This is a genomic window from Nocardia sp. NPDC058114 (genome assembly GCF_042884695.1).
Lineage (GTDB): Bacteria > Actinomycetota > Actinomycetes > Mycobacteriales > Mycobacteriaceae > Nocardia.
Genome location: NZ_JBHVTK010000007.1, coordinates 165,000 through 188,277, shown reverse-complemented (window position 1 = coordinate 188,277; position 23,278 = coordinate 165,000). Strand labels below are relative to the sequence as shown.

Annotated in this window: 23 protein-coding genes and 1 tRNA gene; 12 read left to right on the top strand and 12 right to left on the bottom strand. The window is 65.8% G+C overall.

Features of this window, described 5'->3' with window-relative positions; translation table 11 throughout:
• Positions 1-99 precede the first annotated feature (99 nt).
• The 6 genes from ACFVVI_RS25245 to ACFVVI_RS25220 all read left to right on the top strand — a co-directional run bounded on the left by ACFVVI_RS25245 (position 100) and on the right by ACFVVI_RS25220 (position 7,501).
• Complete coding sequence (locus ACFVVI_RS25245) at positions 100-456, top strand: PadR family transcriptional regulator (RefSeq protein ID WP_378991431.1); 357 nt, start codon at positions 100-102, stop codon at positions 454-456.
• A complete protein-coding gene (locus ACFVVI_RS25240; RefSeq protein WP_387447158.1) occupies positions 456-1,790 on the top strand; it encodes a permease prefix domain 1-containing protein in 1,335 nt (444 codons plus the stop codon). Before ACFVVI_RS25245 ends, ACFVVI_RS25240 begins: the two co-directional genes overlap by 1 nt.
• Before the next feature lie 48 nt (positions 1,791-1,838).
• Complete coding sequence (locus tag ACFVVI_RS25235) at positions 1,839-3,236, top strand: 3' terminal RNA ribose 2'-O-methyltransferase Hen1 (RefSeq protein ID WP_387447157.1); 1,398 nt, start codon at positions 1,839-1,841, stop codon at positions 3,234-3,236.
• Entirely contained in the window at positions 3,237-5,756 is a 2,520-nt protein-coding gene (locus ACFVVI_RS25230) for a polynucleotide kinase-phosphatase (RefSeq protein ID WP_387447156.1), read from the top strand.
• Between the two features lie 77 nt (positions 5,757-5,833).
• Positions 5,834-7,324 carry a DUF4246 domain-containing protein gene (locus ACFVVI_RS25225; protein WP_387447154.1) on the top strand — a complete coding sequence of 497 codons (1,491 nt, stop codon included), beginning with the start codon at positions 5,834-5,836 and terminating at the stop codon, positions 7,322-7,324.
• 9 nt (positions 7,325-7,333) lie between these two features.
• Positions 7,334-7,501: a DUF4352 domain-containing protein gene (locus tag ACFVVI_RS25220; RefSeq protein WP_387447152.1), complete on the top strand. Its 168-nt coding sequence runs from the start codon at positions 7,334-7,336 to the stop codon at positions 7,499-7,501.
• Between the two features lie 67 nt (positions 7,502-7,568).
• Here the strand turns inward: ACFVVI_RS25220 and ACFVVI_RS25215 are convergent, their stop codons facing one another.
• A complete protein-coding gene (locus tag ACFVVI_RS25215; protein WP_378991423.1) occupies positions 7,569-8,258 on the bottom strand; it encodes a class I SAM-dependent methyltransferase in 690 nt (229 codons plus the stop codon).
• A 37-nt stretch (positions 8,259-8,295) separates the two neighbouring features.
• Positions 8,296-8,940 carry a dihydrofolate reductase family protein gene (locus ACFVVI_RS25210; protein WP_387447150.1) on the bottom strand — a complete coding sequence of 215 codons (645 nt, stop codon included), beginning with the start codon at positions 8,938-8,940 and terminating at the stop codon, positions 8,296-8,298.
• 60 nt (positions 8,941-9,000) lie between these two features.
• On the opposite strand from ACFVVI_RS25210, the gene ACFVVI_RS25205 reads away from it, so the two are divergent.
• A complete protein-coding gene (locus ACFVVI_RS25205) occupies positions 9,001-9,519 on the top strand; it encodes a winged helix-turn-helix transcriptional regulator (RefSeq protein ID WP_378633032.1) in 519 nt (172 codons plus the stop codon).
• 3 nt (positions 9,520-9,522) lie between these two features.
• On the opposite strand, the gene ACFVVI_RS25200 is transcribed toward ACFVVI_RS25205, so the two are convergent.
• Entirely contained in the window at positions 9,523-10,539 is a 1,017-nt protein-coding gene (locus tag ACFVVI_RS25200) for a fatty acid desaturase family protein (RefSeq protein WP_378991421.1), read from the bottom strand.
• A 214-nt stretch (positions 10,540-10,753) separates the two neighbouring features.
• Positions 10,754-13,069 (bottom strand): ATP-binding protein, encoded by a 2,316-nt coding sequence (locus ACFVVI_RS25195; RefSeq protein ID WP_387447148.1) that lies wholly within the window; start codon positions 13,067-13,069, stop codon positions 10,754-10,756.
• A gap of 174 nt (positions 13,070-13,243) precedes the next feature.
• On the opposite strand from ACFVVI_RS25195, the gene ACFVVI_RS25190 reads away from it, so the two are divergent.
• The 3 genes from ACFVVI_RS25190 (at position 13,244) to ACFVVI_RS25180 (ending at position 14,558) form a co-directional block, all read left to right on the top strand.
• Positions 13,244-13,717: a Zn-ribbon domain-containing OB-fold protein gene (locus tag ACFVVI_RS25190; protein WP_387447146.1), complete on the top strand. Its 474-nt coding sequence runs from the start codon at positions 13,244-13,246 to the stop codon at positions 13,715-13,717.
• A gap of 150 nt (positions 13,718-13,867) precedes the next feature.
• Complete coding sequence (locus tag ACFVVI_RS25185) at positions 13,868-14,353, top strand: nuclear transport factor 2 family protein (RefSeq protein ID WP_387447145.1); 486 nt, start codon at positions 13,868-13,870, stop codon at positions 14,351-14,353.
• A gap of 40 nt (positions 14,354-14,393) precedes the next feature.
• On the top strand, positions 14,394-14,558 hold the full coding sequence (locus ACFVVI_RS25180) for a type II toxin-antitoxin system prevent-host-death family antitoxin (RefSeq protein ID WP_387447143.1): 165 nt from the start codon (positions 14,394-14,396) through the stop codon (positions 14,556-14,558).
• Positions 14,559-15,027: 469 nt separating this feature from the next.
• On the opposite strand, the gene ACFVVI_RS25175 is transcribed toward ACFVVI_RS25180, so the two are convergent.
• Together ACFVVI_RS25175 and ACFVVI_RS25170 are read right to left on the bottom strand one after the other, a co-directional pair.
• Complete coding sequence (locus ACFVVI_RS25175; protein WP_387447141.1) at positions 15,028-16,554, bottom strand: hypothetical protein; 1,527 nt, start codon at positions 16,552-16,554, stop codon at positions 15,028-15,030.
• A gap of 8 nt (positions 16,555-16,562) precedes the next feature.
• On the bottom strand, positions 16,563-17,039 hold the full coding sequence (locus ACFVVI_RS25170; protein WP_387447139.1) for a hypothetical protein: 477 nt from the start codon (positions 17,037-17,039) through the stop codon (positions 16,563-16,565).
• A 426-nt stretch (positions 17,040-17,465) separates the two neighbouring features.
• Between ACFVVI_RS25170 and ACFVVI_RS25165 the strand changes: the two genes are divergently transcribed.
• Positions 17,466-17,711 carry a hypothetical protein gene (locus ACFVVI_RS25165; protein WP_387447137.1) on the top strand — a complete coding sequence of 82 codons (246 nt, stop codon included), beginning with the start codon at positions 17,466-17,468 and terminating at the stop codon, positions 17,709-17,711.
• Between the two features lie 74 nt (positions 17,712-17,785).
• Positions 17,786-18,049, top strand: a complete 264-nt coding sequence (locus ACFVVI_RS25160; protein WP_387447135.1) for a restriction endonuclease — start codon at positions 17,786-17,788, stop codon at positions 18,047-18,049.
• A gap of 210 nt (positions 18,050-18,259) precedes the next feature.
• On the opposite strand, the gene ACFVVI_RS25155 is transcribed toward ACFVVI_RS25160, so the two are convergent.
• From ACFVVI_RS25155 to ACFVVI_RS25130, 6 genes are all read right to left on the bottom strand, one after another.
• A tRNA-Ala gene (locus ACFVVI_RS25155) sits at positions 18,260-18,332 on the bottom strand.
• A 181-nt stretch (positions 18,333-18,513) separates the two neighbouring features.
• Positions 18,514-19,254 (bottom strand): DsbA family protein, encoded by a 741-nt coding sequence (locus ACFVVI_RS25150; RefSeq protein ID WP_378991413.1) that lies wholly within the window; start codon positions 19,252-19,254, stop codon positions 18,514-18,516.
• Between the two features lie 65 nt (positions 19,255-19,319).
• Positions 19,320-20,651 carry an MFS transporter gene (locus ACFVVI_RS25145; RefSeq protein ID WP_387447133.1) on the bottom strand — a complete coding sequence of 444 codons (1,332 nt, stop codon included), beginning with the start codon at positions 20,649-20,651 and terminating at the stop codon, positions 19,320-19,322.
• A complete protein-coding gene (gene pgm, locus ACFVVI_RS25140; protein ID WP_387447131.1) occupies positions 20,648-22,285 on the bottom strand; it encodes a phosphoglucomutase (alpha-D-glucose-1,6-bisphosphate-dependent) in 1,638 nt (545 codons plus the stop codon). The genes ACFVVI_RS25145 and pgm overlap by 4 nt, the downstream gene beginning before the upstream one ends.
• Positions 22,286-22,332: 47 nt before the next feature.
• Positions 22,333-22,695 (bottom strand): fluoride efflux transporter CrcB, encoded by a 363-nt coding sequence (crcB, locus tag ACFVVI_RS25135; protein WP_378991409.1) that lies wholly within the window; start codon positions 22,693-22,695, stop codon positions 22,333-22,335.
• Between the two features lie 64 nt (positions 22,696-22,759).
• Positions 22,760-23,176, bottom strand: a complete 417-nt coding sequence (locus ACFVVI_RS25130; RefSeq protein ID WP_378991407.1) for a fluoride efflux transporter FluC — start codon at positions 23,174-23,176, stop codon at positions 22,760-22,762.
• Positions 23,177-23,278 lie beyond the last annotated feature (102 nt).

Genomic DNA, 23,278 nt, shown 5'->3' with positions numbered 1-23,278 from the left:
AGGCGATTCAACGGAATCCTCACCCTAGGGTGCGACATCCACACCCATATACCTAGATCTGCTAGGTTGTTACCTAGATCTTCTAGGTATAGGAGTGCGATGCGGATAGACAAAGACCTGGTGGCGGCCTCGGCGACGCCGCTCGTGCTCGGGATTCTGGCCGAGGGCGAGTCGTACGGCTACGCCATCCTCGAGCAGGTCAACCAGCTCTCCCACGGGCGGATGCAGTGGACCGACGGGATGCTGTACCCGCTGCTGCACCGGCTGGAACGGCTCGGGCACGTGTCGTCGACGTGGCGGGTGTCCGAGGGCGGACGCCGCCGCAAGCACTACCTGATCACCGAGTCGGGCCGGGCGGCGCTCGCCGAACGACAAGCCCAGTGGAGTGTGGTCGCCGAGGCGCTCGACCAGGTCTGGCGCAGCGCCACCCAGCCGGTCGAGAAGGGGTGGGCGTGATGGAGACCGAATTGCAGGCCCATATCGACCAGTGGCGTGGGTACGTCCAGCGTCATCGTGCGATTTCGGTCGCCGACGTCGACGAGATGGAAGACCATCTGCGCGAACAGATCTCGACCTTGCAAACCGCGGGCCTGTCGGGCGAGGAGGCATTCCTCGTCGCGGTGAAACGGATGGGCAGCATGGACGCGATCTCCCGGGAGTTCGCGCTCGAGCATTCCGAAAGGCTGTGGAAGCAGCTCGTTCTGGTGCCGGAACAGTCCGAGGGCGGCGCGAAAAATCGAGAGCTGATGGTGGTTCTCGCACTCGCGGCGGGGGCGGCGGTCACGGTCAAGGCGGGCTTCACCTGGCTGGAGGGCCCCGCCTTGGGCCGCAACATCAGCCTGCTCGTCTTGCCGTTCCTCGCAGGGTATTTCGCGTGGAAGCGCCAGATTTCCGCGCGGGTCGGCGCCGTGCTGCTCGCGCCCGTCGTGCTCACCGCACTCGTGCTGAACCTGTATCCATTCGAGCCCGAAGGGGCGACCGAGATCATCGCCGCGATCCACGCGCCGATCCTGCTGTGGCTGGTGGTCGGTTTCGCGTACACGGGCGGCGACTGGCGATCCGGGCGGCGGCGAATGGACTTCATCCGGTTCACCGGGGAGTGGTTCGTCTACCTGACCTTGCTGGCACTCGGCGGCGGCGTACTGATCGGACTCACGGTCGGCGCTTTCGGGACCCTCGATTTCGACATCGAGCCGGTGATCGAGGACTGGGTGCTGCCCTTCGGCGCCGCGGGCGCGGTGATCGTCGCCGCCTGGCTGGTCGAGGCCAAACAGAACGTCGTGGAGAACATCGCGCCGGTGCTCACCCGGGTCTTCACCCCGCTCACCATCGTCATGCTGTTCGCGCTGCTCGCCGCCCTAGCGACCACCCGCAGCCTGACCGCGATCGACCGCGATCTACTCATCCTGATGGACCTGATCCTCGTCTTGGTCGTGGGCCTGCTCCTCTACACGATCTCAGCCCGCGATCCGCTGACCCCACCCGGCTTCTTCGACCGCCTGCAGCTGGTGCTGGTGTTCACCGCGCTGGTCGTCGACGCGACGATGCTGGCCGCCATGCTCACCCGGATCGCCGAGTTCGGCTCCACCCCCAACAAGGTGGTCGCGCTCGGACTGAACGTGGTGTTGCTGGTGAACCTCGTGTGGTCGGGCCACCTCGGGCTCGGCTTCGTGCGCGGCAGGAAGACCTTCGCCGCTCTCGAGCGTTGGCAGACCGACTACCTGCCCGTCTACGGAGTGTGGGCGGCCGCCGTGATCGTCGCCATCCCGCCCTCGTTCGACTTCCGATGATCTCCGGACTCGGCGAAAATCACTGGCGGTCCGTGACACGATCATCAAGTGCTCTTGACGATCTCCACGACTCACACGCCGGCGACCGACCTCGGATACCTCGTGGTCAAACATCCCGACCGCGTGCAGTCGTTCACGACCACCGGCGGCACGGCACACGTCTTCTATCCACAGGCCGATGTCGATCGCTGCACCGTGGCCCTGCTGCTCGAGGTCGATCCGGTGGAGTTGGCGCGACCGAGCAAGGGGCACAACGGGTCCGCTTTCGGGCGCTATGTGAACGACCGTCCGTATGTGGCATCGAGCCTGCTGTCGGTGGCGATGGGCAAGGTGTTCCGGTCGGCGCTGAACGGCACGAGCCGGGACCGTAAAGAGCTGGCTGAGACGGCGATTCCGTTGGAGATCGAAGTCCCCGCCGTACCGTGCCGTGGTGGGACCGAGATCGTCGAGAGGCTGTTCGCGCCGCTGGGTTGGACGGTGTCGACCACCTCGGTGCCGCTCGATCCGGAGTTCCCGGAATGGGGCCCGTCGCCCTACACCCGCCTCCGTTTGACCGGGACGCTGCGGCTGGCAGAGGCACTGAACCACCTCTACGTGCTGTTGCCGGTGCTCGATGACGCCAAGCACTACTGGGTGGACGCCGACGAAGTCGACAAACTGCTGCGCGCGGGCGAGGGCTGGCTCGGCGCCCACCCCGACCACGAACTGATCGCGCGACGCTATCTGGCCGGACGACGGACACTCATGCTGTCCGCCCTGGAACGCCTGCGCTCGGCGGACGAGGTGGTCGACGATGCCGAAATCCCCGGGGACGCGGTCGAACGCGTCGAAGCCGCCGAGCGCCGCATTCCTTTGGTGAAGCTCCGCACAGAGGCGGTGCTCGCCGCGCTCGCCGACACCGGCGCAGCGCGCGTCCTCGATCTCGGTTGTGGCCCAGGCGCTTTGCTTCTCGCGCTGCAAGCCGAGCCCCGGTTCACCGAGATCGTCGGCGCCGATGTCTCGAGCGCCGCACTCTCGATGGCGGAGCGCCGCTTGAAGTTCGACCGGATGCCGGATCGGCAGCGAGCCAGGATCACCCTGATCCAATCCGCGCTGACCTACCACGACAACCGGCTGCGCGGCTTCGACGCCGCGGTGCTCATGGAAGTGATCGAACACGTCGACGAGTCCCGGTTGCCCGCGCTCGAACGCGCCGTCTTCGGGCACGCCGCACCCGGCGCGGTGATCGTGACGACGCCGAACGTGGAATACAACGTGCACTACGAGACCCTCGACGGTCACCGTCACGACGATCACCGATTCGAGTGGACCCGTGCGGAATTCGCCGCCTGGTGTGCCCGCGTCGCCGAGACCTTCGGCTACATCGTCGACATCCGCCCGGTCGGCGACCACGACCCGCAGACCGGCTCCCCCACCCAGCTCGCGCTGTTCCGGAAGGCCGCGTAAATGAACATCGACCTCCCCGAGCTGTCGCTCATCGCCCTCGTGGGTATCTCCGGCTCCGGCAAATCCACCTTCGCCCGCGAGCACTTCAAGCCCACCGAGGTGCTGTCGTCGGACTTCTTCCGCGGCATGGTGGCCGACGACGAGAACGATCAGTCCGCGACGAAGGACGCCTTCGACGCGCTCGGCCACATCGCCGGGATCCGGCTGCGCGCCGGTCGACGCGTCGTCATCGACGCCACCAATGTGCAGAAGCACGCGCGGGCCGAATTGGTCGCGCTGGCACGGTCTTTCGATGTGCTGCCGGTCGCGATCGTCCTCGATACGCCCGAAGCTGTGGCGTGGGAACGTACCCAGGCGCGCACCGATCGCGACTTCGGGCGCAATGTGCTGAAGCGGCAGAGTCAGGACCTGCGGCGTTCCCTGCGCGAGCTCGGTCGCGAGGGTTTTCGCAAGGTGCACGTCGTCAGTGATCCGGCCGAGGTGACGATCACCTACGAGAAGGCGTGGAACGACCGGCGTGAGCTCACGGGGCCGTTCGACATCATCGGCGATGTGCACGGCTGCCGGGCCGAATTGGAAACGCTGCTGGGCGAACTCGGATGGACGCTGGTTCGCGACGAAGCCGGGCGTGCTGTCGATGCCACCCACCCGGAGGGACGTCAGGCGGTCTTCGTCGGTGACCTCGTCGACCGCGGGCCCGATTCCCCCGGAGTACTGCGGTTGGCGATGGGGATGACCGCGAGCGGAAACGCGCTGTGCGTGCCGGGCAATCACGAGCAGAAGCTGCTGAAGAAGTTGCGTGGCAAGAACGTCACGGTGTCCCACGGCCTCGCCGAGACGCTCGAGCAATTGGGCAGCGAGACACCGGAGTTCATCGAGTCCGCGGCGCAGTGGATCCACGACCTCGTGAGCCACCTGCGGTTGGACGGTGGGCGGCTCGTGGTCGCGCACGCCGGACTGAAGCAGGCGTACCACGGTCGTGCGTCCGGGCGGGTTCGCGACTTCTGTCTCTACGGCGAATCCACCGGGGAGACAGACGAATACGGTTTGCCGGTGCGCTATCCGTGGGCGCGGGACTATCGCGGTGCGGCGATGGTCGTCTACGGGCACGTGCCGACGCCGAAGGTGGAGTGGATCAACAACACCGTGTGTCTCGACACCGGTGCGGTGTTCGGCGGCGAGCTGACAGCGCTGCGCTACCCCGAGAAGACGTTCGTCGCGGTGCAGGCCGAGCGGATGTACTACGAGCCGATCCGGCCACTCGCCGATACCGAATCCACGCGCGACAACGAGACGCTCGACCTCGCCGACGTCACCGGGCGCAGGCACATCAGCACCGAGCACGGCACGGTGATCGTCGATGCCGAGAACTCGGCGGCCGCGCTGGAGGTGATGAGCCGGTTCGCGATCGATCCTCGGCTGTTGCTGTGGTTGCCGCCGACCATGTCCCCGCCGTCGACATCGACCGTCGAGGGGTATCTCGAATATCCCACCGAGGCGTTCGCCGACTATCGCGCGGCGGGCGTGGACAAGGTGGTGTGCGAGGAGAAGCACATGGGGTCGCGGGCCGTGGTGCTCGTGTGCCGTGACAAGGCAGCGGCCCGTTTCGGGGTCGGTGACGGCTGCTCCGGTGCGATCTACACCCGCACCGGCCGGTCGTTCTTCAACGATCCGGCCCTCACCGAGGCGCTCCTGGATCGCGTCCGCGCGGCGGCCGCACCACTTTTCGACGAACTCGGCTCGGACTGGCTGCTCCTGGACTGCGAACTGCTGCCCTGGTCCGCCAAGGCCGCGGTGCTGATCCGCACCCAGTACGCGGCCGCAGGCGCCGCCGCACGGTCGGCGCTGCCCGCCGCGGTCGCGGCACTCGACGCCGGACTGGCCCGTGGGCTCGACCTCGGCGAACTGCGTGCCCACACCGCCGCCCGCGCCGAGAACGCGGACAGCTTCACCACCGCCTACCGCCGATACTGCTGGCCGACAACAGGACTCGACGGCGTACAGATCGCCCCGTTCGCCCTCCTTGCCTCCGAAGGCGCCGGCTACGCCGACCGCGACCACGGCTGGCACCTCGACATCAGCGACCGACTCGTTGCGGCCGACCCCGTGACCTTCCGCCCCACCGGCCGCCGAATCGTCGACCTGTCCGACCCTGCCGCCGAAGCCGACGCCACCACCTGGTGGCTCGAGATGACCGCGGCAGGCGGTGAAGGCATGGTCATCAAGCCCTACGCCGGCCTCACCCATCGCAGCAAGGGCAAACTCGTCCAGCCCGGCATCAAATGCCGAGGTCGCGAATACCTCCGCATCATCTACGGCCCCGACTACACCACCCCCGAACACCTCACCCGCCTCCGCGACCGCACCCTCAGCCGCAAACGCACCCTTGCCCTGCGCGAACACACGCTCGGCCTGGCGGCCCTGGACGCCGTCGCCGCGGGCGAACCGCTGTGGCGCGTCCACGAATTGGTCTTCGCCATCCTCGCCATGGAATCCGTGCCAACCGACCCTCGCCTCTGAGCTTTTCGGCGGTCAAATAGTGTCGTCTCCGGTATTCGCACCGTGCGGCTCGCCAGAACTGTTGAGAGAATTGAGAATTGACTCAGCTCGCCCCGTTTCCGTTGCCCTTTCGTGCCGCTCATCTGGTGGCTGTCGCACCGGTCAGGACGGTGCGCGAGCTGGAGATGATGCGATTGAGCGCCGCTGTTCGGGAGAAATCGCAGTGGCATCAGAAGCTGCAGGACGCCGGCATCGTCGCCCGATGGACCCGGGAGGCCGCCGAGACCGGGATGACGGAAGCTCAAATCCGCTATGTGCTCGACGAACTCGCGCATTACGCCGGAATACGCGACGGGGAGACCGGAATCGAGGTGTCCGCTGTCGACGGGGTGTGGCAATCGGACACCCTGATCGACGACGCACTACGGGATCGTCTGCGCGCGGCGGCTCGGGTGTTCGAGGATGTTCCAGCGGCAGAACAAGATTGGCATCCCGGCTCGAACGGACAGGTGCGCGATCTCGTCCATCCCTCGCTGTACTGCCTGGTTCGCGGCGTCAGCCGATCCGACGACGCACCGTGGCCCAGCCCGGCGAACAAGGATGCCAAGTACGCGTACTCGCCGAAATTCCAATGGCTGCCCACCGATGTCGATGTCACCGATGCCGGCGACGTCGCCTTCCGTTCCTACGTCAACAACGTCGACCCGGCTCGCCATCACGCACTCGAATCCGTCTTGCCGGAACTGTTCGCCCGCATGCTCCCGCTGCTGGCCAATGTGCTGACCGACCTGCGCCGACCACGACCGGTGCGGATCGACGTCAACCCCTTCACCTGGTACGAAGACTCCGAACCCACCGAGCCGGCCGATGAGAGCGACGAAGCCCAGGAAGCCTTCGACGCCGCCTGGGACGAATGGTGGGAAAACCGCCGACCGGCCATCCCCGACGCCCCCACTTTTCAGCCGCCCACACCCGTCGACGACAGCGACCGCGTCGACCTCACCGAGCGCAGGTTGCAGGTCATCGTGAAACTCGCCAACATCTACCTCACCCCCGAGAAGCCGGAATATCCGGGCGGTTCGTGGCACGTCGAAGCAATGCTCAACGAAAGCATCGTCGCCACCGGAATCTACTACTGGGACAACGAGAACATCACCGACAGCCGGCTCGGTTTCCGCGCGGCGATCGACGACCCGGAATACGACCAGAACGACGAAACCGGGATGCGCGAGGTCTTCGGTCTCGCCGACGAGGACGCGCTCAACCAAGACCTGGGATCGGTCAAGGCCGAAGCCGGTCGCTGCGTAGCGTTCCCGAACATCCTCCAGCATCGCGTCGCACCGTTCCGGCTCCATGACCCGACCCGAAACGGCCACCGCAAGATCCTGGCCTTCTTCCTGGTCGACCCGTCGATAACCATCGTCTCGACCTCCGACGTCCCACCCCAACAGCCCTGGTCCCCGACATCGACGATGACAGCGGCACAGGCCGATGCCTTCCGCGCGGAACTGATGCGAGAGCGCAAGTTCTTCGTCGACGAACACAACAACGAGCTCTACGAACGCGAATTCTCCCTCTGCGAACACTGATCTCGACGCATGGCGGGAATCCACGTCACCGACGGCACCGCCGTGATGTCGGATATCAACCCGGGAAACTCGATACAGGTGGTCGTGGTCTTCGACGTACCCGCCGGAACCGTGCCGACCACGCTCGAACTGCACGACTCCGCATTCTCTGGTGGCGCCGAGGTCGCGCTTCGCTGAACTGCTGGACCGTAGTCATCTCGTCTCTGTCGGCACTTAAGTTGAGCGACAACGGATTCGACGGCAATCACCAGTCGTAGTACGAGACGACCGATGGTTGGCCGGTGTAGCCGGGACCTGCCTTCGGGTCGGCGCCGAGGTAGGTGGCGGTGAATCGAGGCCGACCGTGGCCGTGGATCTGGCGACGGTTGTATGTCAGGCCCGCCGCTCTGAGGGTTTCGACGACCGCCTCGGTTATCGGTGAACCGTTGGCGCGGCGGATCTCAGCTGGATCGAAGTCGGCGGCGAAGAGACCATCGGGGGTGAGCCAGCTCGCCATCGTCTCGATGAGAGCCAGTTTGTCGCCGATGTAGTGCAGGCCGTGCACGCAGGTCACGAGGTCGGCTTCGCGAGGCGGGGTCCAGGTTGTCGCCGAGGTGGTGAGCAGGCGCAGGCGTGGGGTGCGGGGTTTGTTCAAGAAGAAGTCGACGAGGTCGAGGCCGATGATGGTGACGTCGGCGGTCGGGAATTCGCGGTCGAATCGTTCCTCCGCTTCGAGCAGGGCCCGACCGGAGCCGCAGCAGACGTCGATCCACGTGACCCGGGCGGTGGGGTCGGCGCGCAAGCGCTCGGCGAGTACCTCGTAGGGGTCGAATCCGAGTTCGCGGGCGTAGCTGTTCACCCCGGACAGTCCTCGGCCGCGGTTCATCGCGTTGTTCGCGACTACCGAGGACTGTTCCAGCGTCAGGTCGTCGAGCAGGACGGGATCTGTTGGCACCACACAATTATCGCTGCCGCGCAGGTCACGCGATACTTCAGCGACGCCAGAAGAAGTGGTGGACGACTCCGCTGGGGCTGGGGACATGCTCGTGGTGGAAGCGGTCGTCGTATTCGTCGGGGCTTTCCCACAGTCGTTCGCCCGCACCGATTTCCACCGGTGCGACGACGATGTGCATGGCGTCGATGAGGTCGGCGGCGAGGAATTCGCGGACCGTGGCGACGCCGCCGCCGATGCGTACATCCTTGCCGTCGGCGGCATCCAGAGCCTGCGCGAGCGCGTCCTTCGGGGCGGCATCGATGAAGTGGAAAGTGGTGTCGGCCAGGGTGAACGACGGGCGCTCGTGGTGGGTGAGGACGAAAACCGGAGTGCGGAACGGCGGGTTGTCGCCCCACCAGCCCTGCCAGTCGTAGTTCTCCCACGGTCCACGCTGTGGGCCGAACTTGTTGCGGCCCATGATTTCCGCGCCGATGTTGAAGGCGTAGTCGCGCGTGATGTAGTCGTCGAGGCCGTAGGTACCACCGGGTTCGGTGCGATTGGGCCAGTGCGCGGTGGCGCCGGCCCAAAACATGAGGTCAGAGGGTTCGGCGTGACCGAAGGGGCGTTCCAGACTCTGCCCCTCCCCCGCGCCGTACCCGTCGCTGGAAATGCTGAAGTTCTGAACGCGGACCATCTGAGCCATCGAGGTGCCCTTTCTGATTGCAATGTGCAAGCAGTGACGAACGTATCCTAGACTGATCCTATGTCGCAACCAGTTGCCCAGGAGAAGTTGCCGGTGCCGCCGGGCAAGTCGGGCTGCCCGATCAACCTCACGGTCGAGCTCCTCGGCGACCGCTGGAGCCTGATCATCCTGCGCGACATCATGTTCGGCGGGCATACGCATTTCCGGGAACTACTCACCGGGTCCATCGAGGGCATCGCCTCGAACATCCTGGCCGCACGGCTCGCCAAACTCGTCGCCGCGGGTCTGCTCACGCGCGACGACGACCCCAGTCACCGGCAGAAGGTCGAATACCACCTCACCGAGGCCGCGATTCAGCTCGTTCCGGTGCTGGCCGCGCTGGGCGCGTGGGGCGCGCGATGGTTGCACACGGCGCCGGAGCTGACGGTGCGCGCGGAGTTACTCGCCGCGGGCGGGCCCCCGATGTGGGAGCGCTTCATGGATGAACTGCGCGCCACCCATCTGCGTGGCGCGCCGCTTCCCGACGACGGGGTGCTCGCAGAACTCACCGCCGCCTACCTCGCGGCGGCCGGCGAGTAGGCGTCAGCGGGCCGCTTGGCGGCCGACTTCGTTCAGGTGGGTCATCGCCTGGCGGTACGACTCGAACAGGCCGGTCTCGCAGTAGGGAACATCGATCTCGGCGCAGAACTGGGCGACCATCGGCTGGGCACGGCGCAGGTTGGCGCGCGGCATCGACGGGAACAGGTGGTGCTCGATCTGGTAGTTCAGCCCACCCATCGCGGTGTCGACGAGGAAGCTGCCGCGCACATTGCGCGAGGTGAGCACCTGGCGACGCAGGAAGTCGGTGTTGTCGCCGTCCGGCAGAACTTCCATGCCCTTGTGGTTGGGCGCGAAGGTGGAACCCATGTACAGACCGAACAGACCCTGCTGAACGGCGATGAACACCAACGCTTTACCCGGCGACAGCACCAGGAACGCGGCCGAGAGCAAGCCGATGAAATGCGCAGCCAGTAGCGCGCCCTCCCAGATACGGTTCGGGATCGGCCAGCGGAACACCGCGACGATGCTCTTCCAGTGCAGGCTGCCACCTTCCAGGAGCAGCAGCGGGAAGAACAGCCACGCCTGGTAGCGGAAAATGAACCGCCGCCAACCTGTTCCGGCCCGCGCACGATCACCGGAGAACGCGAGCACGCCCATCGCATCCGGGTCCATGCCCTCGGTATTGGGGTGGGCGTGATGCCGGTTGTGGTTGCTGGTCCACCACCCGATGCTCAGCCCGATGGCGAGATTGCCCGCGATCAGCCCGTACAGGTAGTTGGCCCGCCGCCCGGCGAAGATCTGCTTGTGCCCGGCATCGTGGCCGAGGAACGCGATCTGCGAGAACACCGCGGCCAGGAACACCCCCACCGCCAGCGTCCACCACGAGTCACCGATGGCGAAAAATGCCACCCAACCAGCTACGAAGGCGACTGCGGTCAGCGCGCTCTTCCACCCGTAATACCCCACTTGCCGGTCGAGCAGGTCCGCCGCCCGGACGCGACGCAACAGGACCGAGTACTCACTGCCACGCACGGGAACGACATCAGACGCGATAACCACGCCACAAGCATGGCGCATGCAGGCCACGTCCGGGTGAACGGGTTGCAGATCGGCGACGACTGGCCGTGCCGCCACCCGAATCCGGTCGTCCTGCTACCCGGCCCGAACAAGGACACCATCACCTGGCAGACCATGTCGCCGGTCCTCGCGCCATCGCACCCGAGATCCGCGTTGCCGCGATGGTCACTCGATCCGACCGGATCGCCAGTGATGCCTACTCTCGATGGTGAGCGACCACCCACGCCGCGACCTGTGCGCGAGTCGCGCAGTGCAGTTTGCTCAGGATGTGCTCGACATGCCCCGCCGCAGTGCGCTGCGAGATAACGAGTTTCTCCGCGATGGCCCGGTTGGTCAGGCCCTGCGCGATGAGTTCGGCTATCTGCTTCTCGCGGCGGGTGAGTACGTCCACCGCGGCAGGAACCTCCGCCGCCGCGGACGAATCCTCTTCGAGGGCGTAGGCGAGCGCCGCGTCGATATCGAGATCGTGGCCCTGGCGCATCGCCGCCTCGAAGGCGCGCGGGCCGAGCGCGCGAGTGGCATCCTGCTGCGCCTGGGTGTGGTGGCCGAACATCTCGAGAATACTGACCGCCTGGCTGCCCACGGATTCGCCGACCGCCATGGCCGCCCCGACGAGCACGGCAGCCCGCTGCGCCCGGCGCTGTGCAGCCGCGACAAAGGCCAGGGTCGCCAGACAGCTCGCGACGCCCGGCCAATCCTCGATCATCCAGGAAACCCGCAGACTCTCCTTGACCAGCACCGATCCGCGCTCGAGGTCACCGCGCTCGACCGTGGCAAAGGCGAGCTGCGCGACCGCGTAGGACCGGTAGACCGACTCGCCGTGCGCTGTGGCGAGCGCCAGCGCCTGCTCGTTGCACGCCATGGCGAGGTCCGTTTCCTGCAGCAGACCGCACGCGACGCCGAGGCCGAGCAAGCTCGACACCTGATGCAAGACATCACCGGACGCCTCGAATACCGGCACTGCCCGCGCGAGCCGTGTCCTCGCATCGGTGAGATCGCCGGAGAACAACGACAGCAAGCCATGTGCGCCGTCGACATACGCGCACAACAACTCGTCATCGCTGCCTTCGGCCAACGAACGCGCCTGTTCGATTCGCTCGGACCCGGACTGGATGTCTGTCTGCATCGCGGCCAGCACTGTGTCCGCGCACAGTGCCGCGATGTGCGCCAACGTGGCCCCGCTCGTTCTCTCCAATACGCGACCGAGCCAATATCGGGCCTCGCTGACCCGCTGCCGCGCGACCCAGAACTCGTAGAGGGCAACCGCGATCCGTTCGGCCGATTCCGCCTCGTCGGGCTCGGCCAGGCAGAACTCCATCGCCTCACGCAGATTCGGCTGTTCCCGGTGCAGCCGATCGATCCATTCCAGTTGCTTCGGCCCCGCCCATTCGGTGTACGCCCGCAACGCCAGGCGTTCAAACCAATCCCGGTGGCGGCGCTGCAATTCCTTCTCGTCGCCGCTACCGCGCAACCGTTCCCGGCCGTACTCGCGCAGCGTTTCGAGCATCCGGTACCGGACGCCGCCGTCACCGCGGGTCGCACGGATCAGGACCGACTTGTCCACCAGCGAACCCACCAGGTCGAGTACCTCGCCGGGATCGAGTCCGGCACCGCAGATCGCCTCTGCGGCATCCAATTCGAAGCCGCCCGCGAACACCGTCACCCGCGCCCACAGCTCTCGCTCACGGTCGCTCAGCAGGTCGTAGCTCCAATCGACGCACTGGCGCAGCGTCTGTTGACGGGTCGGCGTCGCGCGACCGCCACCGGTGAGCAGTCGATATCGGTCGGTGAGCCGTTGCAGGATCTGCTCCGGCGACATCGACCGCAGCCGGGCCGCGGTCAACTCGATGGGCAGCGGCAGGCCCTCGAGTCGTCGGCATATACGTGCGACGGTGATCTTGCTGTCTTCGGTCAGCTCGAAGCCGGGGACGGCCGAGCGCGCGCGGTCGACGAACAGCGCGATCGCGTCACACCGCAACATCGCGCGTAAGCTCGGCGACCCCTCCGCTCCGGGAACCGACAGTGGCGGCACCGGGACCACCACCTCCCCGCCGATGCCGACCGGCTCCCGGCTGGTCGCGAGGATGTGCAATCGTGGCGCGGCACGCAGCAGCGATTCGGCCAGCGAGGCGATCGTGTCCACCAGGTGCTCGCAGTTGTCGAGCACCAGGAGCAGATGGCGCGTGGCGACGAAATCGACGAGCAGTTCCTGCGGCGTCTGGGCCGTCCGCCCCACCAGTCTCAGTGCGGACACTGCGGCCCCGGCCACCAGATCCGGTTCGCGAACCTTTTCGAACTCGACGAGCCAGACCCCGTCGTCGAACGCTCGGCGCACCTCCTCGGCCGCCCGGATCGCCAACCGGGTCTTGCCTACCCCGCCGATACCGGTCAACGTCACCAGCCGCGCCTCGGACAACAACTGTCTGACCTCGACGATCTCGCGTCCTCGGCCGACGAATTGAGTCAATTCCGCGGGGAGATTTCCCAGCGCGCTCTGACTGGTTGGCGGCATCCGACATGCCTCGCATTCGATGGCGGAATGGTCCAGAACGCCAGGTTACGCCGTGTAGACCACGGCACCGCCACACCACCGCAACCTCCCGGACGCCGGCTGCAGAAGTAGCCCGATTTCCGAAAAACGGGTATATCGACCGTCCCCGTGACGCCGTGCTCGGAGGACGCTGAAGTGACGGTCAGCACCATTCCCGGAGGTCCGATGCACCCACCCGATCCAGTCGACAGCGATACGGCCGGCGACAACGACATGCAGCACGTGGAAGACGTGTTGATGATTCGCCGGTGCACCTGCTGCTCCACGCTGTTCGCGGCGGTGACCCTCGGCTGCTCGTCCTGCATCTCCGGCAGCCTCGAATGGCTGCCGTCGGCGGGCGCCGGTTCGATCGTGTCCTGTCGGGTCGTGGATCGCGCCGCGACCGGAATGCGCGGCATACGACCGTTGACGATCGCCATTGTCGAGCTCGACGAGGGCCCGTGGGTCTACACATCCATCGAAGGCGGGCTCCCGCCGCTGCAGAACTGCCCGGTGCGTGTGCAATTCCAGTCGTGTTCCTGGGACGACAGGTTCCCGGTCTTCGCCGTGAGCGCCGGTCGGCCGATGTCGGACGATCAGCGCCGGGCCGCCAGCCGTATCAGTGTCTGAGCGGCGGAACGGCCGGACCGTGGTGTACTGACCTGCGGCCGCGGCTCGGAACAAGAACGTGACGCATTCACCGGAAATACAGATCCGACTCAGGGTGGTCGCGGAGCATCGCGTCAGTTCGCTATCGTCACGATGACGAGAGGACGCCGCATGTCCGCTGAACAGTTCGTTGCGAACTTCATCGACTTCTGGGATCGGCCGTCCGTTGATCGAATCCCCGAGATTCTGCATCCGGACGTGGTGCTGACCCAGCCGCTGTCCCCACCGATGCACGGCATAGCCGCGGCGCAACGAGAGTTCGCACAGATCTGGCGATTCCTCCCTGACCTCCGGGCGCACGTCGACCGATGGCGCGGCGACGACGACGTGGTCTTCATCGAGTTCCGGTTGCTGGCGCACGTAGGACGCCACCGCATCGAATGGCCGAACGTCGACCGCATGATCCTTCGCGACGGCAAGGCGATCCAGCGAATGAACTACTTCGACCCCCTACCGGTGCTGCCCATCGTTCTGAAACACCCGTCGCTGTGGCGGCGCTGGTGGGTATCGGGCGCGGCACGCCCCTGGCGGACCGGCCATCGGATCGACGACTACCGAACTATCACCGGAGGCGACCCGGCGACGGCGCTGGATTGAAGACCGAGCCGATATCGGCTTTGCGGCCGAAGGGCCTGTCGTGATCACAGATCGGGGCGAGGACGCTTTCGTGCTCTTGTCTATCGACGAGTACCGGCGACTGAAGGCCGACAGCCAGGACCTCGTTTCCCGGCTGAGCATGGACGACGAGATCGCGTTCGAACCGGCGCCGCTGCAGGTGGATCTGAGGGTCGCCGACCTGTGACTTCCCTCCAGACCAACGTCATCAGCGAGTTGCGCAAGTCGGCACAGTCAGCAAACCCAGCGGTGCGCCGCATGGGTAGCACTTCGTGGCAAAATTTGCCGTGGAAGCTCCCGCTGTCGGTGCCGTAATCCGGCTGAACAGTGGCCAGTTCGACGCCTCCCCTTTCAGCGGCCCCTGCCGACCGCGTATCCCCTACACTTGCGGCCCGCGAAGGGCGCGATCACCCCTACGCGGCGTGCAACAGCGGCACCGATCGGCAAACCAGGTAACCCGCAACTCGTCGACGACTTCGCGCGCGATCGATCCGTACGGCGAGTTCGGCAATCGCGCTTAACGATTGGTGTCGACGTCGGCGCCCGTCAGGACAGGACACCGTCGGAGCTAGAGCACTGGCCTTCGCGGACAACGACACTCGGCCCGCCACCGAAGAAGGTCGCGGGCCGAGTGGTTGGCCGGAACGTGTGGCGGGTTAGGGCTTGGCGTCCACATCTGAGGTGAGGTCGGTCCACGACCGGCCTTCGATCTTGTTGACCGCGAAGTTGATCGCAGCCGCGGTGTTCTCGGCCTTGCCGTCTGCGATCAACTTGGTGATCAGCCTGCCGTCGTTATCGGTGCCGACCTTGATCTCGCGCGTTTTGGGCTTGCCATCACTCGCGACCTTCCGGCCGGTCAGATCGATCCAGTGCTTGCGGTAGCGGAGCCAGTCGATCTTGTCGATACGATCCTCTAACTCCGCCGGGGTCAGCTTGGGCTGCTGTGGGTCGGCGTTCTCGACCGCCTTCAGGAATGCCTGCTGGGCCTCTTTTGCGGTCTGGTGACTGTCCCCACCGCCCGCGGTGTTGATCGCGCTCGCGAGGGGACCGAGCTCGTCACGACGGCTGTCGTGGAACACGATTGCAAGGGCCTTGAGCGCGAACGCCCATCCGTGGATGTACAACCGACGGTACGGCTCGGAGTCCTTCGGGGTGAGGTCGAGCCACTTGTCACCGAACTTGTCCTCGAGCAGCGTCAGGAACTCCTTGCAATACGGCAGGAAATGCTCGATGTGGTAGATCTTGATCTGCTCGTCCTTCTTCGTGCCACGACTGATCACGTTGAGCAGCATCTGATCCAGCGTCGAAAGGTCCACGATTTTATTGGTGGCCGTCTCGGTAGCACCCACGGTGCGGCCGTCTGCCACCCGCCCCTCGAAGATGGTGCCAGCCATAGCCTTAGCGCGCAGTTGCGACAGCGCCGATGAACTGTCCATACGTGCCACGAGGTTCTTGTTCTTCTTTGAACCGCGGCCGTTGCGGTCAGCGAAGCTTTGCCCCGCGGCGACCGGCGTCACGTTGAGTTCGATTTCAAGGGTCGTACCGAACTTATCGAGAGCCTCCTCCTTCTCGGCCAACCCCGTGGCCGCGGCCTGGAACAGCGCCGCGGTCTGGGTCTGGCCATCGGACTGCATCACTGGCTTCTTGGGTAGGTACAGCATCCCATACAGCGCCATCGGGTTGGACTCGTCGACGGCCACGAAGATGGTGTCGCCGAACACCTCCGACGACTGCCAGCCACTGACGGTGGGCAAATACGCCGTACGGTCGCCGCGAATCGACTCGACGAGGTATTGCTTGAAATGACCGAGGTTCTCCTTCTTGGTGCCCTTGAAGTCGCTCTGCGTCTGCTCATGCGCTTCCTTCATCCCGATGGCCTCCCAGTTCTCGAGTGGCGGCGCCGACGGATCGTAGCGGACGATGTCGATGAACTGGCGCAGCGTCGGGTGGATGGTCGCAGTGATGCGGTAGCGGCCAGGTGAACCCTTCAGGCTCAGCGTGACACCGTTGATGATGTGGCGCTTGGCCGCTTCGTGCTGGAATTCGAACTCATTGTTGATGTAGGCCTTCTGGGCGTCGGTATCGGTCTGGTAGCGGACGATTTTTAGTCCGCCGTGGCCCAGATCCGGCTTGATGGCGGAGTTCTGGATCATCTTCCTCTGGGGGATGGCGGGCAGGCTCATTTGGGCTCCTAGTTGGCGGTCGTGGTCGGTGAGATAAGGGCGGTCGGGATGTCAGGCAGGGTGGGGGCGCGCCCTGCGCTTATGGGGATGTCACCGGCTCGGCGAAGCTGCGACGGGATCTCCACGAACTCGAGGCCGAGGTTGAGCACCTCGTTAGCCGTGCGGATCTCGTCGGGAATGACGAAAGCCGCGAGGACACCCTTGACGGGAACCTTGAAGTCCTTCTCCAGCCGGGTCAGCGCGAGGTAGGTCAAGGCCTGCCCGAGTCCGCTGTAGTCGGCCACAATCTTGAACTCCCAGATGCGGAGCATGTCGGAGCGGTCGATCGTGCGCATGTCAGCGCGGGCGCGGGCGTTAGCGAAGGCCCACTCGGTCTTCAGCAACTTCTCGTCCGGCCGAAAATCGGCCAGGCGCTTGGCGTACTCGTTGCGAATGGCGCACTCATGAGCGAGAGTCTCTTGCGTCAGCCATGTCATATCTGCCATAGATATCTCCTTCTCTTGAAGAGAAGATACCACAGCGTGACGATATCTACATCGATCCGCAAGATTCCGAATGGGCGGGGATCCGGTTTTCGAAGCGGAAAACATGCATCTGAGGCGACGACCCGGCCGACCCGAACAGAATCCCGCACGCAATCCGACGTCCCGAGAAAGGGCCTATCAACGAGAAGTGATCCGGGGGGATCCCTGGTTCCTGATTGAAGGCAGGAGTTGGATGACTCGCACACACGGTCGATAAGGTGACTGGAAAAGTGACCGCGACACCGATGGGTACCACGCCAGGTCGCGCGAGGCGCCGACAACTCCCTGAAATACACCTGGGCGCCCGTGAGACCGGCCGACTGGCGGTCGGCCGTTGCGTCTGCCGGGGTCGGGCCTCCCAGTAACCTTGTCTCCGATCACCGTTCCGTGACCGTGGCCGGTAAGCCCCCGCTCGACAAGCTGGCCGAACTGGCCGCTGGAGATCCTGCGCGCAGGATCATCGCCGAGCAACAGATCGCCCGCGCCCGATGCCTGGTTGACCACGCGACATCGGGCGATCTCACCACTGACCTCGACCCGACAACAACCACCAGGTTCCGTGGCTGCGCAAGTTCGACCACGGCCTGCCCGCGCCCGAGCATGCATGGCAAGACCAACTCCTCGACTGCGTAATGAAGATGGAGCCCGCCGCATTCGAGTGACTCTCACCGCGGCTGCTCCGAGAAGCCGGATTCATCAACACACGGGTGACCGGGAAGACCTGCGACGGCGACATCAATGGCGTCGGCGTCTACCGACTCTCGCTGGTGTCGTTCCCTTTGTTCTTCCAGTGCAAGCGGTACGTCGGATCAGTCGGAGCTGGAACTGTGCGCGACTTTCGCGGCGCGATGATGGGCCGAGGAGACAAGGATCTACTCATCACGACCGGGACGGTTACAGCAGAGGCCAAGGCCGAGACCACGCGTGACGGCGCCCCGTCGCTCGACCTCATCGACTCTGCACACTGCTGAAGGACTTCGATATGGGAGTCATCAAGAAGATCCGACAGGTCGAGGACATCACAGTGGACCCCACGTTTTTCGCTGAGATCTGACCCGGACACCGAACCGCCGAGGAGTGCTAAGCCACGTTCCGGTAGGACTTCGCCAAGTTCCAGCCATATGTCCCGAACAACAAGAAACCCGCAAGTCAGACACATACTCTAACTTGCGGGTTTACTGTGGAGCTAAGGGGACTCGAACCCCTGACCCCCACACTGCCAGTGTGGTGCGCTACCAGCTGCGCCATAGCCCCGTGTTCAGTTGTTTCAGCGGCTCTCGCTGCTGCCTGAATGAAGTTACACCATGCGTCTGAGAGAGAACAAATCGGCTGGTAGACGGCGAAAATGTGGGGTTACGGGCGGGGGTGCAGTGGCCGGTGGGGCGGGAAGGATCGGCTGGTCAGGGGTAGAATGTGCCGAACCTCACGCGGGGGCTCAGGGGGCCAGGTTCACTACCCAGTTCTCGTCCTGCCAGTCGATCTTGGTGGTGCCGTCGTAGATCGCGGGGGTGGCGGCCTTGTTGCCGGTGCGGGCGTCGAGGTCGGCGAGGTTCTTCGCGGCGGCGGTCTTGGCTGCGTCGGACTGGGTGCCGTTGTTGATGCAGGCGGCGACGGATTCGGGGGCGCCGGATTCGGTGGCGATGGTGGCCAGGGCGGGGTTGCTCAGGTCGGAGCCGCCTTCGGAGGGCTGCTTGTTCGTGAACAGGGTTTCGTGGAACTTGCTGTAGATGGGCCCTGAACCCGTTTGGGCGACACAGAGATTCGCGGCCGTCGCGCGAGTGGAGTAGTCCTTGCTCTTGGACTGGGGGTCGAGGAAGGTGACGAGGTGGTAGTTCACCGCGAGCTTTCCTTCGTCGATCTTCTGGGCCAGTTCCTGGCCGTAGGCGGTTTCCATCGCGCCGCAGGCGGGGCAGATGGGGTCTTCGAAGATGTCGATGGTCTCGGTGGCGTCGGGGCGGCCGAGTCGGATGACGCCCTCGGGGCTGGTGGTGACCTGCACGGCGGCCTCGCGGACGGGGCCGTAGCCCTCGTTGCGGACGGCGGGCGGCGGTTCCGCGCTCCACTTGTAGGCAGCGAACACGATCAACCCGATGACGACGACCGCCACCGCGGCCAGCGCGTAGGTGGTGTTGCTGGAAACGGGGCGCGGATTGTGCGAAGAACCGGCTGTGCTCACCCGTCCACTCTGCCTCGAGTCGCCGGCGGCGCGCCGCGCGGGCACAACGAAATGGCGCTGACCTGCTATTGCGGCTTGTGGTAATCGCTGGGTCGACCGGCGGGAACCATGCCGTCACGCACCACCGGCTTACCCTCGGGGCTGCCGTCGCAGGCGCATTGCGGGTCGATGCGGTCGCCCGCGTGGTCGGGGTGCTCCGGATCTTCGGGGTGCGTGATCTGTGCGGGCTCGGGAGTGAATACCCACACGGCCGCCGACACCGCCAGCACCGCACCGGTCACGGCCATACCCACCCCGAACGACGTGCGTTCGGCCAACCAGCCGATCACGATCGGACCGAGCACGGTGCCCAGATCGGCCGACATCTGGAACGCGGCCAGCACCGGACCGCCGCGGGCCCGCGACCCGATCACATCGGCCAGCGCGGCTTGCTGCACCGGGCTGAACATCCCCGAACCCAGACCCGCGATGAACGACGCCGCGAAGAACCACGGCAGTGTCGGCGCGAAACCGAGCGCACCGGTGCCGAGCGCGCAGATGACGGACCCGGCGATCAGGAACGGTTTCCGGCCGAGCCGGTCGGAGAGCCTGCCCGACGCGAACAACACGGCCGCGTTGCCCGCGGCGAACACCGTCAGCGCGACACCCGCCATGCCGACTTCCTGATGCAGCGTTTCCACGACGAGCAACGGAACGAATGCCATCCGCACACCGAACACCGCGATACCACCGGCGAAACTCGACAGCAGCACCGCCCGATAAGCAGGCTCGGCCCACCCTTGACGGAAGGTGAATTCGACCGGCTTCGCGCCGTTTTCGGGCGCGAGCACCGGCGATTCGCGCAGCCCGGCGAACACGATCACACACACCACGAGCAGCGCGGCCATGTAGATGACGAACGGCGCGCGCAGCCCGAATCCGGCCAGACTGCTGCCGACCAGCGGCCCGAGCAACGACCCGATCAGAAAACTGGTCGAGTAGACCCCCGAAACCCGGCCGCGCGCGGCGGGCGGTGACACCCGGATGATCAGCGCCATCGACGACACCGTGAACATCGTGGACCCGATGCCACCGAGCGAACGCAGCACCAGCAGTTGCCAATACGTCTGCGCGAGCGCACATGCCCCGGTCGACAGCGCCACGATCACGATGCCCGCCAGATACACCCGTCGCTCGCCCAGCTTCTGCACGAGCCGACCGCTGGCGGGCGCGAAGAGCAACCGCATCAACGCGAACGCGCTCACGATCGCCGACGCCGCCGCGATACCCACCCCGAATTCGCGGGCGTACTGCGGCAGCACGGGCGCGACGAGACCGAACCCGAGCGCGATCACGAAGGCTGCCGCGATCAGTACCCAGATCTCGGCGGGTAGCCGGACTTTGGCCGGAGCGCTCACTCGGTCAGCGCCTGGTTCACCATCTCCTCGGCCGCGGCCTGTACCTGGGTGAGATGCTCGGGGCCGAGGAAGGACTCGGCGTAGATCTTGTATTTGTCCTCGGTGCCCGAGGGACGTGCGGCGAACCAGGCGTTCTCCGTGGTCACCTTCAGTCCGCCCAGCGGCGCTCCGTTGCCGCGCGCGGTGGTGAGGATGCCGGTGATCTCCTCGCCCGCGATCTCGGTGCCGGTGACGGCCTCGGGAGTCAGGCGCGCGAGCTTGGTCTTCTGCGCGCTGGTGGCGGCGGCATCGATCCGCGCGTAGGCGGGGCTGCCGTATTGGCGTTCCAGTTCGCCGTACCTGGCAGAGGGAGTCTGGCCGGTGACGGCGGCGATCTCGGCGGCGAGCAGGGCCAGCAGGATGCCGTCCTTGTCGGTGGTCCAGACGGTGCCGTCCATCCGCAGGAACGACGCGCCCGCGCTCTCCTCACCACCGAATGCCAAACTGCCACTGAACAATCCGGGCACGAACCACTTGAACCCGACCGGGACCTCGTACACGTCCCGCCCGAGCACGCCGACCACGCGGTCGACCATGGAGGAGGTGACGACGGTCTTGCCGATCTTGGTGAGCGCGTCCCACCACATCCGGTTCGCGACCAGGTATTCGATCGCGACGGCCAGGAAATGGTTGGGGTTCATCAGGCCACCGTCAGGGGTGACGATACCGTGCCGGTCGGCGTCGGCGTCGTTGCCGGTGGAGATGTCGTAGTCGTCCTTGATGCCGACCAGGGCCGCCATGGCATGGCGTGAGGACGGGTCCATCCGGATCTGGCCGTCGCTGTCGAGGGTCATGAAACGCCAGGTGGGGTCGACGAACGGGTTGACCACTTCGAGCTCGAGGTCGAAACGCTGGCCGATCTCCTCCCAGTAGTCCACGCTCGCGCCGCCCATCGGGTCGGCGCCCATCCGGATGCCCGCGCCCCGAATCGCGTCCAGGTTCAACGCGTTCGGCAGGTCGCCGACGTACTGGTCGAGGTAGTCGTAGCGCTGGACGTGGGTGTTCATCGCCTGATCGAGCGAGACTCGTTTGACCCCGGCCAGACCGCCGCGCAGCAGTTCGTTGGCGCGGGCGGCGATGGCGTCGGTGGCTTTGGTGTCGGCGGGGCCGCCGTGCGGTGGGTTGTATTTGAAGCCGCCGTCGCGCGGTGGATTGTGCGAGGGGGTGACCACGATGCCGTCGGCCTGATGCTTGGTACCGCCACGATTGTGGTTCAGGACAGCGTGGCTCAGCGCGGGCGTGGGTGTGTAGCGGCCGCGGGCGTCGATCACCGCTGTGACGTCGTTGCCCGCCAGGACCTCGAGCGCGGTGGTCCAGGCGGGTTCGGACAGGGCATGGGTGTCGCGCGCGAGGTAGACCGGGCCGGTGATGTCACGGGTGGCGCGGTATTCGACGATCGCCTGCGTCATCGCCATGATGTGGGCCTCGTTGAACGCGCCGTCCTCGCTGGACCCACGGTGACCCGAGGTGCCGAACACCACCTGCTGGCTCGGCTCGTCCGGATCGGGGACGAGGCTGTAGTACGCGGTGACCAGGTGAGCGATATCCACCAGGTCGGTCGGGCGGGCGGGCCGTCCGGCGCGATCGTGGGCCATGGTGGGTGTTCCCTTCCGTGTCGGCTGCGCGCGGCTGGTCATGAGAATCATGCGCACAACCACTGGGTCAGGGACGCGGCGGCATACACCGCGGCCAGGCTCGCCGCGACGCTGATCGCGACATTGCCCACGGCGTACACGTAAGCGCCCTCGGTTACCAGACGGACCGTCTCGTAGCCGAACGTGCTGAACGTGGTCAGCGCACCACAGAAGCCGGTTGCCGCGAATGCCAGCAGCGCACTGCCCACACTCGCGCCGATCAGACCCCCGAGCAACGCCGAACCGACAATGTTAACGGTTAGCGTCCCCCAGGGCAGCCCAGTCGGAAACCACGCCGACATCTGCCGGTCGATCAGGTACCGGGCGGGTGCCCCGAGCATGCCACCGACCATCACCAGCGCCACCGTCATGCCGCGCCTCCCCCTGTGGGAGCCCACATCTCGACCATCGGATGGCCCCCTTCCGTCGTCGAATTCATGTGAACCCCCGCCGCGCGACCCAGCGGGTCGCGCTCATGGCGACTGCCACGGCACCGAGCGCCGCGAGCACCGACAGGCCGAGATAGGCGACCGCCGTGCCCGTCGCACCGGTGCCGATGAGTCTACGAATCTCGAGGCTATAGGTGGAGAAAGTCGTGAAGCCCCCCAGCACACCGATTCCCAGGAACGGCCGCACGAGTTTCGGTGCTTCCCACAGTTCGGTGACCACGACCATCAGCACCCCGATCGCGAAGCAGCCGAGCACATTCACCGTGAACGTCGACCACGGGAACCGGCCCGGGAGCACCGGCCACCAGTACGCGACGCCGAAACGGGCGGTGGCACCGAGCCCGCCACCCACCGAGATCGCCGCGAGGACGGCCGGATCGAGCGCCGGGGGCCGCGATGCCATGCGTTGCCCTCCCGTCGGCCGATCCGTGTGGTGGTCGTCGCTCATGGTATCGAGACCCACCGACATCCGGGCGAGCGGTGCGCTCGTGGCAAACTTTCAGCA